Below are 15,715 nucleotides of genomic sequence, written 5' to 3'. Positions count from 1 at the left end.
CGTCATAGACCCATTTTAAATCCAAAACCTTACTTTCCGAAGATTATCTTTTCTAAGGTACCTATCTTAATTTTTTAACTTTTCGGTACTTGTACCGAAAAAGGCAAGAAGGGCTCCGCCCTGGACCCGCTTTTAAAATCAAAATATTATTTTTAAAAAATTCTCCATTTTAAAGTTTTTATCTAATTTCGACCAATTGTTTATTTCTTTAGCTCTTCGGTACTTGTACCAAAATAGGGGAGGTCTCCGTCATAGACCAATTTTAAATTCAAAACCTTACTTTCTGAAGATTATCATTTCTAAAGTACCTATATTTTCTAATTACTTATTCAGAAATTTTGAAACGCTTGTTTATTAGTACACTAAAAAATTTTTATTTATACAATCATACACTAATTTCATTGATAGCTGAAAATGGATAAATTTCTCCATTTACCAAGAGATACAGTTCGTTGTTTAAAAACTTAATCGCTTCGACTATTCCCGTTTTAATTCCCGAAGTTAAAATTTTTTGCCCATTCTCTACTATATAAACACCATATATGTACTCTCCATCAGGCAACGAAGTTCCATCGTTGTTCTTGGCGTTCCATACAAACGAATTCAATCCCGCATTTTTTATACCTAAATCTTGAGAATACACTAGCTTGCCCCTTACATCGTATATTTCTATCATTACCTGTGAAGAAGTATTTAAACCATAAGTGATAGAATCTGAGACACCATTTTCAATAACAAGTGTGTTATCGTTTACAGCCACTGTCTTTCCAAGTAAACTTGCACCTTGAAGTTTTCCAAGGGATAATTGAGAGTTAACCATTTCTTGTACCGCATTACTCATATTCATTATTTGTTCTGTTGATGATAACTGTGAAAGTTGGGCAATTAAATCTTTGTTATTAAGTGGTTCTGTAGGATCTTGATTCTTCAACTGTGTGACCAACAACTCTAAAAAAGCCTCTTTATCTAATTCTTTTTTTATTTCTCTATTCTTAGTTGCTTCATAAGTACTTTTATATATATAATCCATTGAAACTGAATTAAGCATTTAAATCACCTCTTAAATATTCTACAAATTCATATTTCAAATTATCTTCTTCTTGATTTTCATCGTGTTCTTTTTTTTCTTGATTTTGTTGTTCTTGTTTATGTTGATTTGGAGTATTCAAATAATTTTGTTCCTGTTCTACGTTTATTTTTATATTTACAGGTTGATACCCTTCGTCTCTCAAATTTCCAACCAAAGATTGTATTGTTTTTGAAATAATAGATTTCGAATTCTCATTCTCAGTTACAATGTTAATCGTAATGGATTCTCCGCTTTTTATTATTTGAAAATCTACTTTTCCTAAATTAGGAGGGGAAACTTTGACTGAAAAACTTTCGTTAATAAAAGTTTGAGTGTTTTTTGTTACAACAATATCCTTTATTTGCGAATTTAATTCGTTCAAATTTATAGTAGGTAAATTAGTTTGTACAGTATTTTTTAAGTTCATATTTCTATTAAAATTCACATCTTGAATAGATGCACTATTTTTTTCAAAATTAATTGAATTGTTAAAGTTTATATTTTTTGCATCGTTGACTTTCTCTAATTTTTGTTCTAAATTGTAAGTAAATTTTTCGAATCTTTCTTTTTCTATATAAGCATTTTTTCTAATGTCATAACTATTTAAATAAAAACTTCTTTTTTCTTCTAACAAGTTGTTGGTATTCTGAGAACTCTCTTCATTGGTTTGGTTTATGCTATCAACTTTGCTTTTATTAGACATGTCCTGAGATAATAAACTTACTTGATTAATGATGCTTTTTGGATTTTTTTCTTCATTGTAATTATTCTTTGTATACTTCTCTTTTCCCTGATCGTTTAGAAAATACATTAAAAAATTATTCTCTGTTTCAGATGAATTGATAAAATTTTTAAAAGATTCTTTTGAAAATAGCAGGTAATTATCAACTATTTTTTGATTGCTTACTTTTTCAGTTTGGCTATTAAAAGCAACTTCTTTTTTAGAATTTAAATTACTCAAAACATTAAAATCTTTTTCCTGTAAAAGTCCTTTTTCAAAAATTGCAGTTTCCTTTGGTAAATAATTTGGTTGGTCTTGCTTTTTAAACATATCTTCTAAGTTTTTTTGGTTTATATCTTGCTGCTCTAATTTAACAAGGATTCCTTTGTCAGAGATATCCGATCTTGTATTTTGTGGGATAATAACCCTTTTGTTTTCTTTTTCCAAAACCAATAACTTTATTTTTGATTGATCTTTAGTCTTTAAATCAATTATTTTAATATCTACACCGATATTTTCGAAAAAATCTATGAAATCCTCAGGTACCTGTTTTCCTTCATTAAAGTTATCTATGAGAGTTTTAAAGCTTTCATCGATCAATATTGTTAGAGCTTTTGATAAAATATCTTTTTCTTGGTGTGATAGATTATCTTTATTTTCTTTTAATATTAATTCTGCTTTCTTTAGCAACAAACTTTCATTAGTCTCAATATTTTTATCGTTGAGGCTTTTATTTATCAAGTTTAAAAACTTCTCAAAACTAATGGAAAACTTTATTTCTTTATCTTCGTTGGTATTCAAAATATAAATACCTTCTTTGCTTTCTTTTAAGTCAACTTTCAAGTTTTTAAATCCTTTAAAAATACTTGTAATATCAAATAATTCTATTTCCTCTATAATTAGTTTCTCATTTTTATCGTATAATGTAATACTATCTTTAATATTCTTTTTAGAATTATAAGCAGACAATAAACTTTTTTCAAAAGAGTTAAAAGTGGGTTTTGAAATATCGTTCCCAGTTGGTGCAGAATCTATGTTAGTTATATTACTTTTTTGTAATAAAGGAGTTTTTATCTGATCACTTGATATTAATAAATTATTTAAAGACATTTCTTCCTTTTTCCCCCATCTTCGCAATTATTTCTGCTGCTTTTTGTGGATTAACTAAAGCAATAGCCTGAAGAATTTCCGCAGCAGCTTTAGATTCTAACGTCATCAATGTATCTACAAGTAACTCTACACTAACTTCTTCTCTTACAAGTGCGTTAGCAATTTGTTGAGGAGTTGACCTTGACAACCACGTGCCTAATGTTGCTATTCGATTGTTATAATCGTTGAATTCTGCAATTTTTTGTTCGTATTCTTTGCTTAGTTTATCAAGTTCCTCTCTTTGCATCATCAGTTTCTCACTTTCTTGAGATATTCTTGAAAGTAATGTTTCAAGCTCTTGTTTTTGTGTTGCTAATTGTTCTCTTTCGTCTCTTAAAGACTGAAATCGCATATCTAAAAGTTCTTTTTGAAGATAAAGAGGGTCACCAATTTCCAAGTATTCGTACTTTGATAGATTTCTCAAACCTGGTACGAAATCGATTAAATATGCGAGATAACTTCTCCAACTATTTTGTAAATTCAGATTAAAATAAGAAAGCCGTGAATATTCGAAATAAATATAACCAAATCCGAGCAAAAATATTGCTACAATAAAAGCGATTATTAAAAATCTCCACAGTTTACGATGTTTTCTTTTTGTTTTTTCCTTCTTATTTTTTTCGTCAGCCATTAAATTTATCCTCCTAATACAATTCTTCTTTAACAAAATATGAAATTCCTAAAAATACTATTATTAAATTTATTAAATAAAAAGGCGGATAAATCCGCCTTTTTGATTTATAACTTTAAATTTTGTTGCTATTTTGAACTATGTCTGGATTAACATCTCGAACATGTAAGTCTATTTGAGTGAAAGGTATTTCTATATCGTTTTCTTTAAATTTTAATTTTATGGTTTTTGCAACATCCAAGGATGAATTAATAAAGTTTTCTCTTTTTGCCCAAAATCTTACGATAAAATTAATCGATGAATCTCCATAACTGTCAAAAACTATCAAGGGCTGATGATCATCGTCTATGTGCACTAATTGAGCAGATTGAACGGCTTCGTTTAAAACTTTTACTACTTTTTCCAAATCAGATGAATAAGAAACTCCAACTTTTATTTCATTTCTCCTTATATCGCTTGGCCAATAATGTATTATTTTACTTGACCAAACTTCTTTACTTGGCAAGTTAATTTTTCTACCGTCCCATGTTCTAATCACTACATGGTTTATATTTATTTCTTCCACCGATCCGGAAATACCATTTATTTCTACAGCTTCTCCATCAACAACTAAGTGATTCATCATAATTAAAAAACCACATATTAAATTACCTAAGGGTTCCTGTACAGCAAAAGCTACTATAATACCTCCTATCCCTAAACCGGCTAAAAAAGCGCTTAAATTTGTAAATATGACAGATATAATCACAAATCCCGCTAATGTGTACATAGCAATATTTATCATTGTCATTAAAGAATTTTTGTACTGGAGTGTTATATGGCCTCTTTTTTCTGCTGTGCTTATTATTATTCTATAGACTACTTTCCCTATATATCTCGCAACAAAAATAATTGCTACACTTATTGCGATCCTTATAATAAAATTTAAAGCAGTTGAAAGCCATTCTTCCATAAAGAATCTCGCCCCCCAATTATATATTTAATCTATCAAATTCATAATTTAAAGCAGTCACAACATATATAGCCGAAGTCTCAAATCTAAGGATACTTTTACCTAAGTTAATAATTTCGAAGTTATTTGTTATAAAAAAATCCTTTTCGTTTTCGGAAAATCCTGTATCTGGTCCTAAAACTACGTTTATGTTTTTAATTGCTTTTGTTTTTAGACTTTGAAGAAATGTTTTTAAAGATGTTTTATTATCGATTAAATCAAGAATGATCGTGTTTTCTTTAGGTATATCTTCTATATTTACTATCTTTATACTTGGAATTTTAGCATAAACAGTTTGCTTACAAGCCTCTATGATAGTTCTTTGAAATTTTTCTAAACTTTTATAGTTTGTTTCAGATTTTTCAGCTTTAAATACATTGAACTCATTCACTCTTAGTTCTACTAATTTTTCTAATAATAAATGAGTTCTGTCCCATTTACTCATACCAAAATATATTGAAATGTAAGGATTATAATTTTCATTTAAATACTCTTGTTTAACAATTTGTGAAATCGTCTTTTTTTTATTTAATTTTTGAATTTTAGCATAATATAAAAATTCGTCTCCAGTTATAGCTTTTATTAAATCGCCTTCTATTTTTCTTAAAACCTTTAAATGAGCAGTTTCCCTTTCATCTAAAATAATGTTATTATTTTCTTTTATACCATAAAAAACATTAGGCATATTTTTGGTCCTTATTATCCAATAAATTTTTTCCCCATATACGGAATTAATTTATCAGGAATCTCTATTTTCCCATCGGAAGTTTGATAATTTTCCATTATCGCTACAAGCGTTCTTCCTACCGCTAAACCAGAACCATTCAAAGTATGAACAAACTCCGTTGTATTATTTTTGCTCTTATACCTTATATTTCCTCTTCTTGCTTGAAAATCTTTTGTATTTGAGCAAGAAGATATTTCCTTAAAATCTTTATAACTTGGAAGCCAAACTTCTATATCATAGGTTTTTGCCGCAGCAAAACCCAAATCTCCTGTACATAATGTTATTACTCTATAAGGTAAATTTAAAAGCTGTAAAACCATTTCTGCATCGTGTGTTAATTCTTCTAACGCTTGTTCAGATTCTTCAGGAAGGCTGTACCAAACTAATTCTACCTTATCAAATTGATGTTGTCTGATAATTCCTCTTACATCTTTTCCATAGCTCCCTGCTTCTCTTCTATAACATGGGGTATAAGAAACATATTTCAATGGTAATTCTTTATATTCTAATATTTCATCTTTATGTAAACTCGCAAGCGGAACTTCTGCAGTTGAGATAAGATACATTTCATCGGGTGTAGTTTTGTAAAGTTCTTCTTCAAATTTTGGTAACTGTCCAGTTGCTGTAATTGTTTCTTTTGTCACTAAATGGGGAGGAAGTATAAAAGTATACCCATGTTCTTTTGTATGTAAATCAACCATAAAATTAATAAGAGCTAACTCTAATCTTGCAATGTCTCCTTTTAACACAGTAAATCTTGACCCACTAAGCTTGGCTCCTCTGTCAAAATCCAACAAATTTAATTCAGAACCTATATCCCAATGTGCTTTTGGATCAAAACTAAAATTTCGTGGAGTTCCCCATTTCCTTATTTCAACATTATCTTTTTCATCTTTCCCAATTGGAACGCTTTTATCTGGAATATTCGGTATATATAGCAATTTATTGTACAAAAGATCTTCGATACTTTTTAACTCATATTCAATTTCTTTAATTTGATTAGAAATTTCTTTTCCTTTTAAAATCAAGGATTCGGCTTCTTCGTGTTTCTTTTCAGCTTTTAGTTTGGCAACAACATTAGAATTTTTGTTTCTTTCAGCTCTTAACATCTCTACATTCTTTAATAACTCTCTTCTTTTTTCGTCTAAAGACAATATTTCATCTATTATTTCTATTTCGTTGTTTCTATTTTTTAAAGCGATTTTTATTAATTCTGGATTTTCACGTATTAATTTTAAATCAATCATTTAGTTTCCTCCCCAATACATTTCTTTTGCCCACTTTAGAAATTACAAAACTCAGATTTTGTAAATGTTTTAACGTTTAGTTTTTTCAAAAAATACCTTCACTACTCTAATTTTGACCAACTGACTATTTCTTTAACTTTTCGCTACGCGTAGCTAAGGAGATGGTGAGAGGGCTCCGCCCTGGACCCATTTTAAATTCAAAAGCTTATTTTCAAAAAAATCTCCGTTTTTTTAGTCTTCTAATATTTTTGCATCATTTTCAAGTTTTGAAAGATTTTTAACGGTTATTTTCCCACTTTCTAATTCTTTTAAAGCTATTGAGACATAATCTTTTCTTTCCTCTATACCGTTCAATTCATCTAAATTCCTCAACGCTTCTGCTCTTTTTGCAGCTATGATGGGAACAGCATACTTGAATCTCACTTTTTTTAAGATTTTATCAAAATTAATATCTAAACTCATTAAAACATCACTCCTTTTTTGAAAAAAGAGAAGTTGAAGTCTCTTTCTTTAAAATTTTCTTTTTTTAATTGTTGGGTTACCAAAACCGACATCAATTGTTTAGTAGCTTCTAAAATTTCATAATTTACTAAAATATAATCAAAAATATCTATTTGAGATATTTCTGACTCAGCATCTTTTAACCTTGTTTCAATAGAATCTTCCGTTTCAGTACCTCTCTTTTTTAACCTTTCTTCAAGATCCTTGGGTGATGGAGGTAAAATAAAAATGTAGGTAGCTTTAGGATATCTACTTTTTATATTAAGAGCTCCTTGTACATCAACATCTAAAACTACTCCTTTACATTCTTGTAAACTTCTTTCCACAAAGCTTTTCGAAGTAGCGTAATAATTTCCGTGCACTTTTGCCCATTCCAAAAATTCATTGTTTTCCCTCATCTTCATAAAAGTTTCTAAACTTACGAAAAAATAGTCTTTACCGTCTATTTCTCCTTCCCTTTTTGCTCGTGTAGTATATGAAACAGAAAAAGAAAAACCATTTAAACTATTCAATGCGTTTTTTATTAGCGTTGATTTTCCTGCTCCAGATGGGCCGCTAACAACATATAATAGCCCCGTCATTTTTCGGAAGTTTCCTTTCTTATTTTATCTAAAGCCTTTTCTATATCGTAAAAATTTTGCAAAAACCTATTCGTTATAGTTTCGGGTTGAATCGCACTTGATATAACGTGTCCTGAGTCAGTAATTATAAAGGCCCTTGTTTTTCTACCGTGGTTGACTTCCAACAGTTTCCCTTGTTGATCTGCAATCTCTTTTAACCGCTTTAATGGCTGAGAACTCGGGTTCACTATAGCGATAACTCTATCACCTACTACAACATTTCCAAAACCGATGTTAATTAATCCATACATAAAGAGCACCTCCCATTACGAAATGAGGAAAATTAAAAAAAATCCATTTTTTATTAATGAATATTTTGGACTTGTTCGCGAATTTTGTTTACCAAAGATCTTCCTTCAAGAGAAAAATTTGTTATCTGTAAAAGTTTCGACTTTGCAGCTATTGTATTAAACTCTCTATGCATTTCTTGACAAATAAAATCTAAATCTTGTCCTATACTATCTTCTTCACTTTCAATAAATCTTTTAAACCTATTTATATGACTGTTCAATCTTTCTATTTCCTCTGATATATCTGATCTTTCAGCTAAAAGCGTTATTTCCATTTCTATCCTTTTTTCATCTAAATCATCAAAATTATCCAATAAAGTTGTAAGATTATTCCTTACTTTTTCCCTGTAAGTTTCTTTCATTTTTGAAGAATTTTCTGAAATATTATCTACAATTTCTTGAGTATCTTCTAAATATTCAGATATAACTTTTTTTAAATGTTCTCCTTCCTCTTTTTGATAAGAAATAACTACTTCGCATACTTCTTTTAGCATTTCTTCCAATCCTTTCCATGCTTCTTCAATCACACTTTCATTTATTGAAATTTTGACAATATCTTTAAATTTCAAAAGTATATCTAAGCTTACATCATCTGTTAAATGAAGTTGACTAACCAGACCACTTAAAGCATTATAATAAGATTTTGCCAACCCGACATCAACATCCACAACATCATCTGTTTTTAAAAATTTTATATCTACAAATACTTTTAAGCTTCCTCTTTTAAAATACTTTTTTAGAAAATTTTGGATATTTATCTCCATAGGAGAAAAAATAGGTGAAAGAAAAGTATTGATGTTTAAAGTTCTAGAGTTTAAAGATTTAATTTCTAAATTATAACCATAATCACCAATATTTTTTGATAATCTCCCATAACCAGTCATACTTCTCATTTTTATACCCCCCTTTTTATATATTATACATTAAAAATTTAATAATTCAAAAATTTCAAAACATTTTTTAACTTATTTACAAATATTTGAACTTCTTCATGATTATTTAAGTAAGAAAGGCTTATTCTAATCATTCCTTTTGATGAATCTTCATCGTACCCCATTTCTCTCATAACTTTACTTGTAGAATTAACCTTGCTCGAACACGCAGAAGTCGTTGAAACAAAGATTTCTTCTTCAGAAAGAGCGTTAACTATAATATCTCCTCGAATTTTAGGGAAAAAAACAGCCAATGTATTTGGTACCGAATCCTCTAACGGTGTTACGATTTCCGCCCCCATACTTTTCAATTCATTAGCGAGCATATTTCGAATTTCTTTTATCTCGGAATTCATAAAAGGAATATGCTCACAAGATTTTTTTAGAGCAATAGAGGTTCCTATTATCCCAGCAACGTTTTGCGTTCCTCCTCTCATAGCATTTTCCTGATTACCGCCGGTAATCAAAGGAAATATTCGAGAGCCTGTTTTTTTGTATAATATGCCAACACCTTTAGGACCATGAAACTTATGAGCAGAAAAAGAAGCAAATTCACATTTATATATTTCTAAATCAAAAGGAATTTTTCCGAGGGCTTGTACCGCATCTATATGAAAATACGCTTCTTTATTTTTTTCTTTCACTATTTTGTAAGCTTCTTTAATTGGTTCAATAGTACCTATTTCGTTATTTGCTGCCATTAAACTAACGAGTATGGTATCTTTTCTAATACTTTTAGAAAGTTCTTCAAGCTCCACAATACCTTTTTTATCAACCTTTAAGTAGGTCACCTCGTATCCTAATCTTTCAAGATCTTTTAATGTACTTATAACTGCTGAATGTTCTATAGATGAAGTGATTATATGTTTACCACGATTTGAATTCGCTTTGGCAACACCTCTTAAGACCCAATTTATCGACTCTGTGGCACACGATGTAAAATATATTTCGTTCACAGAAACTTTTAGCAACTTCGCAATATTTTCTCGAGCTTCTTCTAAATCATTTTCAACTTCTACTCCAAATTTATGTATAGAATTAGGATTCGCATAATATTTTGTCATGTATTTTAATATGACTTCTGCAACTTCCTCATCAACCTTTGTTGTAGCGTTGTTATCAAAATATATCATTCGCAATCCTCCTACTAATTATTTAATACTCGCTTTAGAAATTACAAAATCCTTATTATATGTATTTTTTAGATTCGATTTTTTTACAAAATACCCCATCAGCTCTAATACTCCCTAATCCTTAATTTCTTTAGTTTTTCGGTACTTTTACCAAGGAAAGGGGGGAGGGCTCCGCCCTGGACCCATTTTAAAGTTAAATACTTATTTTTAGAAATTTCTCATTTTTAAAGTCCCTATATATGTTTTAACGTTAAATTTTTTATAAAGCACCTCTTTCACCCTAATCTTCACAAAATATGAATTTCTTTAACTTTTTCGCTACATGTAGCCAAGCAATGGGGAGAGGGCTGTGCCCTGGACCCGTTTAAAGTCAAATGCTTATTTTCAAAAATCCTCATTTTTAAAGTTTCTATCTAATACTTACTAACTATCATTTTTTTTTAACTTGGTCAATACTTCGAGCAAAAAAAAGGAGGAACTGTGCTCTAAAGACCCGTTCCATATTTTCAAAAATTATTACTTATGCGTACATACGCATCTACTCTATTTAACTTTAAATTTTCTCCTTCAAAAAGATAACGTGAATATACTTCCCTTACCCATTTCTGACTCAACACTTATTTTTATATGAAGAGTATCTGCCAATTTCTTAGCAATTGATAATCCTAACCCATGTCCTTTCTGAGATCTTGAAGGATCAGCTTTATAAAATCTTTCAAATATATTTTTTAATTTCTCTTTTTCTATACCTATTCCATAGTCTTTGATACTGATTTTCTTCTGTGAAGGATCTAAGGTTATTTCTATCTCTTTTTTATCAGACGAATATTTTATTGCATTTTCAAATAAAACCTTTAATATTATGAATAAATACTCTTTCGAAGTTTCAACTTTAAAGCTTTCACCATTCACTTTTACAGAAAAGTCTTTAAGGTCTAACTTAAAGAAATCAAAAATATCAGCTAACACTTCAGAAATATCAAAAACTTCTTTCTCAATTTTGTATTCACTCTTGGTAAGCAACAGAAGTTTTTCAACCAAATCTCTGAGATATTCACTTGATGATTCTATACTGTCTAACGCTTCATTCATAACTTGAGGATCACTTTTACCCCATCTTTTTAACATTTTTATATAGCCATTAATTGATGTTAAAGGAGTTCTGAGTTCATGTGAAACATCCGAAACAAATTGATTTTGTATTTCAAAGGCATATTCTATTCTATCTAACATAGAATTTAACTTTTTTGCTAATACATCGAACTCTTCTGAAGCTTGTTCAGGAATTCGTTCGTTTATATTATCTGCGTCTATTTTAGATATTTGTTCCGAAATTTTGACAACTGGTTTTAGAGTGTTTTTAGCTAAAAAATATGAAATTATGAGAGAAATGATGGCACCGATAGATAATATTGCCATAACAATCTTTTCAAAACTCTTTAAAAGTGCCGTAAGTTCAAGAGAAGGATTTCCGACAATTAAAAAAGAAGATTCAAATATAGGCACACCTATAAAAATGTAATATAGACCATCGTATTCATAGAGATAAGGCAAGCGAGGAATTTTAAAACCTTCTTTGATCAAGCCATAAGGATCAGATATCAATACTCCATCAAGTATAACTATTTTATTTGAAAGAAGGCTTCTTCTTAATACACTTGAATCTTGCATCAACTGATAAAGTAACGATAATGAATCTTGAGGGGGTCCGCTTCTTTCTCTATTCATAGTCCCGATATTCAACTCAGAAACATATAATTCATTATAACTTCTGATCGTAAATTCTATAAAAATTACTCTGATTACCACAACTATTGCTAACACGATAGCCATACTTACAGCTGTAAAAACTATGGTTTGTCTAAAAATAGCACTATGTTTCACTTTTCCTTTCTCTGATAACGTATCCAACACCTCTTACAGTTTCAATATTTTGAGAAGCACCTTTAAGTTTTTTTCTAAGGTAGTTTATATAAACTTCAACTAAATTATTATTTTCTTCGTCGGCGTATCCCCAAACTTCTTCCATGATTTTTTCTTTTGACATAACAATGTTTTTATTAATTGCTAAGAACTTTAAAATATTAAACTCAGTTAAACTAAGATGAATCTTTTCGTCTTTTATAAAAACCTCCATACTTTGAGGATAAATCTCTATTTCTCCGACTTTTATGACTTCTTTTGTTTTCCCTAATCTTCTTAACAAAGACTCTATCCTTGCTAAAACCTCTTCTATTTCAAAAGGTTTTACGACATAGTCATCTGCATTTTTCAAACCATCAATCTTAGTTTCTAATTCCCCTTTAGCAGTCAGAATAATTATACCCACATCTTTGTCGTATTCTCTAATAACTTGGGCCACTTCTAATCCATCCATTTTTGGCAACATTATATCTAATAGTATAACATCAGGCTTAAAATTTTCATAGAATTCTAAAGCCTCTTGTCCATCTTTAGCAATTTTTACTTTATATCCAGCATGCGATAATTCTAATTCTAAAAGTCTTGATATTGATTTTTCATCTTCAACAACTAAAATCTTAAACATAAGTCCCCCTTAATTCTGAAATATTATCTTTAGAAATTAATGCTTATTTTAAAAAATCCTCTTTTCTAAAGTTTCTAGATTTTTATTAAAAACTAAGAAAAACGCTAAAATTATTGTTTTTTCTATAATACTGGTATTTAAACGTTAAGATTGCTCTTGTCAAATCAATTTCATATGCTATATTTAAATTAAAATATAAATTAGCTTCTTTTTCTTTATTTACTTCTAAAGATGTACCTGGTGCAATAGTTACTTTTTGAGTATTGTTATCGTTTAAAAAATAATTTTTTATAATAAATAAGTCATAGCTCATTGATTGCATATTGAAGAAACTACTGGAAAGTTCACCATTTAATGAATTTATATATAATTCACCGTTCAACAAGAAAGTTTCAAAATCCTGTGTATCACTTAATATAATAGAGCTAACAACATTTTCATTCATAGTTTTAAAACTGATTCCTATCTTAAAATTTTCAATCAACTGAAAATAATAGAGTATCTGGTAAAACTCAAAAAAGTTATAAGAAAAACTCAAATAATTTTTATTGAATGCTGTAGCACAATGAATTCCAAATAATAAATCTTTTAAGGAATAATCGAGTCCGACGGAAAAAGAAAAAGTATTATTTTGATTATTATTAATAACTTTTAATGTGTCTAAATTTAGATAAGATAACGCTATAATATAATATTTATCCTGATTTTCAAATAACAAATAGTTATTTTCCACCGAAATTAATTCTAAATCTTTACTATTCTGATTTTTTAGAGTATTTACGGTTATTTTTAGTTTATCTTTTTGAACTTCTTTTATTTCAACATTAAAATCCTTCAGATAAACAGTATCTTCGGAAATTTCGAAAAATTCTATTTTATTTAAGGTTGTAAGAATATCAAAATTACTTTCTAAAAACCCTATTGAATCTTTACTTTTAAGTTCTAAAACTTCTTGATTCTTTTCTATGATTTTCAAATATTCATAAAAATTAGAAGATATTTCGTGCTGAGAAACAACAATAATTTGATTTTCTTTTCCAACATTGTTTTTTAAATATTGAATTAACGTTACGATAGAAAATTGTAATTCATCTTGTCCGTGCACTAAAATTTCGTCAGAATTAGGCATTATATTTATTCTATCAGAAATTAACATTAGCACATTTGAAATTTTATATTTATCAATATTTTCTATTTTAATCCTTGTTGAACTTTTCTGCATTGTTTCAATACTTCGGTTAAAATCTCCTACAACGTATAAGTTTTGATTTATTTTCCTATACTCAAAATTTGTTCCGTATAGTAAGATATCCAAAGCTAATTCTATATCTGTTGTATTAATAATTTTATTGGTATTTCCATACAAATTCGCAGTAGTTAATATAGTCGATCCACTTATATTTTCCAATATCTTCAATGCATCTTCCAATTTAGTATCATAAAATCTAACGTTTATGTTTGCAAAAGATAACGTCAAAGCTAATAAAACAAAGAAAAAAACAAAAAACTTTTTCATCTAATATCTCCTTGGAATTTGGATAATTATAGTTCCAAAATATAGGTTTCTTTGCTTAAAATTTCTCTATTAGGCCCTTTATAGTATTCAACATCAATAATAAGTTTATCTATTCCTATCTCCACTTCAAATTCTTCATTAATAGTTATCGATTCACCAGGTAGCAAAGGGACGTTTGAATTGAAATATATATTATCGCCTACTTGCCTACCTATTTTATCAACCCATTTCTTAACTGTTATTAAATAAAACACACTTGAATTACCATCATTTTTAATTTTTGCGTTTAACTCTACTAAATTCGTAAAATCATCGATTTTTGACTTATTGCTTGAAGAGAATATTTGGCTTATCTTATAGTCATTATGCCCAAAATCTAAAATTATAGGTATTCTTATTGAATCCATCATCGAATTTTCTACTTTCGCTGATATAATTCCGAAGTATTCACCTTCTAAATTTGAAAGATTCGCCCTCCTATAATCGACGATTAGATTTACTTTTTTCTTATCATAAGCTTTTAATTCAAATTTCTCTGGAGATAATTTTAAATATTTCTTATTAATAATTCTATCTAAAGGAATATTGCTATAAATTAAGTCGGTATCTACAACCAAAGTTACAAAATCGTTGTTTAAAATATAAAAAGAAGTCTCTTGAGGCAAAGTTATATATTCTCTTGAACTCATCACTTTGGGAATTTTCAAATATATATATTTTATGTCGGACAAAAGATTAAAAGATCTCCAAGAATCGTATAAATTTTCAGTAACATAAAATTCTTTTTCAAAAATATATCGTTCCTGGAAAAAACTTTTATACCCATAATAAATTTCAACTCGAAATTGATATTTATCTGGAATTAAATATTTTTCTAAGAAAATATTTAATTTTCTATTTTCATTAGGCAAAATACTTATAGCATTTTCTTTAGTCAACATTTTTTCTGATACTAAAATATTATCCTTTGTGAAAACTCTAAAATTACCCCAAAAATCTAATTTCATATTGCTATTGTTTAAAATTTCTGACGGGAAGATCATTCCTTTTTCTTCACCAAATAAAATTTCAAAATCGTAACTATTAAACCTTATAACAGGATGAAAATTTTTTTCTAATAAATTAATTTCAATTAGAAATGGAATACTCACCTTAATTTTATTAAAAATTTCGTTAAATGGTTTAGTGATTTCTAAATGAAAAAATAAAAAATATGTACCGCTGGTTTGTTTTAAAGAACTTATATCAAATACTACCATTTTAGTTTCATAAGGTTTTAGACGTATCTCTTGAGGATAATCTATAAAAAAGATATCGTTTAAAGAAGTACTCTTTATGTTGATTATTTGGTCATAGCTTTCGTTATTAGTTATATAAAATGGAATTTGGGTGCTTTTACTTTCAATTAAATCTATGCTCTTATAATATTCATCTAATTCTATAGAAGCTCCCAAAGCTATTATTGTTATTAAACATAAATAGGTAAGAAAAATAATCTTTTTCATATTAAGCCTCCTTTTCAAATAAAAACACTTCCTTTAGAAATCCCAAAATCTACTCTTAACTCCTTTTAAATTCAAATGCTTATTTTTAGAAAATTCTCATTTCTAAAGTGCCTAAAATACAAATTCAAAATTTAT

15 protein-coding genes are annotated in these 15,715 nt (G+C 28.5%); all 15 read right to left on the bottom strand.

The genetic code is table 11. The annotated features are described in order from the left end of the window. Window positions 1–385: 385 nt before the first annotated feature. Window positions 386–1,048, bottom strand: coding sequence for a flagellar hook assembly protein FlgD (locus X924_RS09390; protein ID WP_121958651.1), 663 nt, complete (start codon window positions 1,046–1,048; stop codon window positions 386–388). Then, complete coding sequence (locus tag X924_RS09385) at window positions 1,041–2,900, bottom strand: flagellar hook-length control protein FliK (RefSeq protein WP_121958650.1); 1,860 nt, start codon at window positions 2,898–2,900, stop codon at window positions 1,041–1,043. The genes X924_RS09390 and X924_RS09385 overlap by 8 nt, the downstream gene beginning before the upstream one ends. After that, window positions 2,887–3,570 (bottom strand): hypothetical protein, encoded by a 684-nt coding sequence (locus tag X924_RS09380; RefSeq protein ID WP_121958649.1) that lies wholly within the window; start codon window positions 3,568–3,570, stop codon window positions 2,887–2,889. The genes X924_RS09385 and X924_RS09380 overlap by 14 nt, the downstream gene beginning before the upstream one ends. A 115-nt stretch (window positions 3,571–3,685) precedes the next feature. Continuing rightward, on the bottom strand, window positions 3,686–4,522 hold the full coding sequence (locus X924_RS09375) for a mechanosensitive ion channel family protein (RefSeq protein WP_121958648.1): 837 nt from the start codon (window positions 4,520–4,522) through the stop codon (window positions 3,686–3,688). 19 nt (window positions 4,523–4,541) lie between these two features. Continuing rightward, window positions 4,542–5,246: a 16S rRNA (uracil(1498)-N(3))-methyltransferase gene (locus X924_RS09370; RefSeq protein WP_121958647.1), complete on the bottom strand. Its 705-nt coding sequence runs from the start codon at window positions 5,244–5,246 to the stop codon at window positions 4,542–4,544. Between the two features lie 14 nt (window positions 5,247–5,260). After that, window positions 5,261–6,535, bottom strand: a complete 1,275-nt coding sequence (gene serS / locus X924_RS09365; protein WP_121958646.1) for a serine--tRNA ligase — start codon at window positions 6,533–6,535, stop codon at window positions 5,261–5,263. A 231-nt stretch (window positions 6,536–6,766) separates the two neighbouring features. Then, window positions 6,767–6,997, bottom strand: coding sequence for a DNA-directed RNA polymerase subunit omega (gene rpoZ, locus X924_RS09360; protein WP_121958645.1), 231 nt, complete (start codon window positions 6,995–6,997; stop codon window positions 6,767–6,769). Continuing rightward, on the bottom strand, window positions 6,997–7,617 hold the full coding sequence (gene gmk, locus X924_RS09355) for a guanylate kinase (RefSeq protein ID WP_121958644.1): 621 nt from the start codon (window positions 7,615–7,617) through the stop codon (window positions 6,997–6,999). The genes rpoZ and gmk overlap by 1 nt, the downstream gene beginning before the upstream one ends. Beyond that, window positions 7,614–7,907 carry a DUF370 domain-containing protein gene (locus tag X924_RS09350; protein WP_121958643.1) on the bottom strand — a complete coding sequence of 98 codons (294 nt, stop codon included), beginning with the start codon at window positions 7,905–7,907 and terminating at the stop codon, window positions 7,614–7,616. Before X924_RS09350 ends, gmk begins: the two co-directional genes overlap by 4 nt. Window positions 7,908–7,960: 53 nt before the next feature. After that, window positions 7,961–8,839, bottom strand: coding sequence for a YicC/YloC family endoribonuclease (locus tag X924_RS09345; protein WP_121958642.1), 879 nt, complete (start codon window positions 8,837–8,839; stop codon window positions 7,961–7,963). Window positions 8,840–8,877: 38 nt separating this feature from the next. After that, the gene (locus tag X924_RS09340; RefSeq protein ID WP_121958641.1) at window positions 8,878–10,011 is read right to left on the bottom strand and encodes a cysteine desulfurase family protein; all 1,134 of its coding nucleotides are present in this window, start codon (window positions 10,009–10,011) and stop codon (window positions 8,878–8,880) included. Between the two features lie 567 nt (window positions 10,012–10,578). After that, window positions 10,579–11,922, bottom strand: a complete 1,344-nt coding sequence (locus tag X924_RS09335; RefSeq protein WP_121958640.1) for a cell wall metabolism sensor histidine kinase WalK — start codon at window positions 11,920–11,922, stop codon at window positions 10,579–10,581. Then, entirely contained in the window at window positions 11,885–12,559 is a 675-nt protein-coding gene (locus X924_RS09330) for a response regulator transcription factor (protein ID WP_121958639.1), read from the bottom strand. The genes X924_RS09335 and X924_RS09330 overlap by 38 nt, the downstream gene beginning before the upstream one ends. Before the next feature lie 85 nt (window positions 12,560–12,644). Further along, the gene (locus tag X924_RS09325; RefSeq protein WP_121958638.1) at window positions 12,645–14,075 is read right to left on the bottom strand and encodes a hypothetical protein; all 1,431 of its coding nucleotides are present in this window, start codon (window positions 14,073–14,075) and stop codon (window positions 12,645–12,647) included. A gap of 26 nt (window positions 14,076–14,101) precedes the next feature. Then, complete coding sequence (locus X924_RS09320; RefSeq protein ID WP_121958637.1) at window positions 14,102–15,580, bottom strand: hypothetical protein; 1,479 nt, start codon at window positions 15,578–15,580, stop codon at window positions 14,102–14,104. Window positions 15,581–15,715: the final 135 nt, after the last annotated feature.

Source organism: Petrotoga sp. 9PWA.NaAc.5.4 (assembly GCF_002895485.1).
Lineage (GTDB): Bacteria > Thermotogota > Thermotogae > Petrotogales > Petrotogaceae > AZRK01.
The sequence above is the reverse complement of the archived record's forward strand: the minus strand, read 5'-3'. Positions and strand labels throughout refer to the sequence as shown.

What these genes read in the sequence shown, in the direction of transcription:
- X924_RS09390 (WP_121958651.1), bottom strand. Translation starts at nt 1,048, where the DNA reads ATGCTTAATTCAGTTTCAATGGATTATATATATAAAAGTACTTATGAA.
- X924_RS09385 (WP_121958650.1), bottom strand. Translation starts at nt 2,900, where the DNA reads ATGTCTTTAAATAATTTATTAATATCAAGTGATCAGATAAAAACTCCT.
- X924_RS09380 (WP_121958649.1), bottom strand. Translation starts at nt 3,570, where the DNA reads ATGGCTGACGAAAAAAATAAGAAGGAAAAAACAAAAAGAAAACATCGT.
- X924_RS09375 (WP_121958648.1), bottom strand. Translation starts at nt 4,522, where the DNA reads ATGGAAGAATGGCTTTCAACTGCTTTAAATTTTATTATAAGGATCGCA.
- X924_RS09370 (WP_121958647.1), bottom strand. Translation starts at nt 5,246, where the DNA reads ATGCCTAATGTTTTTTATGGTATAAAAGAAAATAATAACATTATTTTA.
- serS (WP_121958646.1), bottom strand. Translation starts at nt 6,535, where the DNA reads ATGATTGATTTAAAATTAATACGTGAAAATCCAGAATTAATAAAAATC.
- rpoZ (WP_121958645.1), bottom strand. Translation starts at nt 6,997, where the DNA reads ATGAGTTTAGATATTAATTTTGATAAAATCTTAAAAAAAGTGAGATTC.
- gmk (WP_121958644.1), bottom strand. Translation starts at nt 7,617, where the DNA reads ATGACGGGGCTATTATATGTTGTTAGCGGCCCATCTGGAGCAGGAAAA.
- X924_RS09350 (WP_121958643.1), bottom strand. Translation starts at nt 7,907, where the DNA reads ATGTATGGATTAATTAACATCGGTTTTGGAAATGTTGTAGTAGGTGAT.
- X924_RS09345 (WP_121958642.1), bottom strand. Translation starts at nt 8,839, where the DNA reads ATGAGAAGTATGACTGGTTATGGGAGATTATCAAAAAATATTGGTGAT.
- X924_RS09340 (WP_121958641.1), bottom strand. Translation starts at nt 10,011, where the DNA reads ATGATATATTTTGATAACAACGCTACAACAAAGGTTGATGAGGAAGTT.
- X924_RS09330 (WP_121958639.1), bottom strand. Translation starts at nt 12,559, where the DNA reads ATGTTTAAGATTTTAGTTGTTGAAGATGAAAAATCAATATCAAGACTT.
- X924_RS09325 (WP_121958638.1), bottom strand. Translation starts at nt 14,075, where the DNA reads ATGAAAAAGTTTTTTGTTTTTTTCTTTGTTTTATTAGCTTTGACGTTA.
- X924_RS09320 (WP_121958637.1), bottom strand. Translation starts at nt 15,580, where the DNA reads ATGAAAAAGATTATTTTTCTTACCTATTTATGTTTAATAACAATAATA.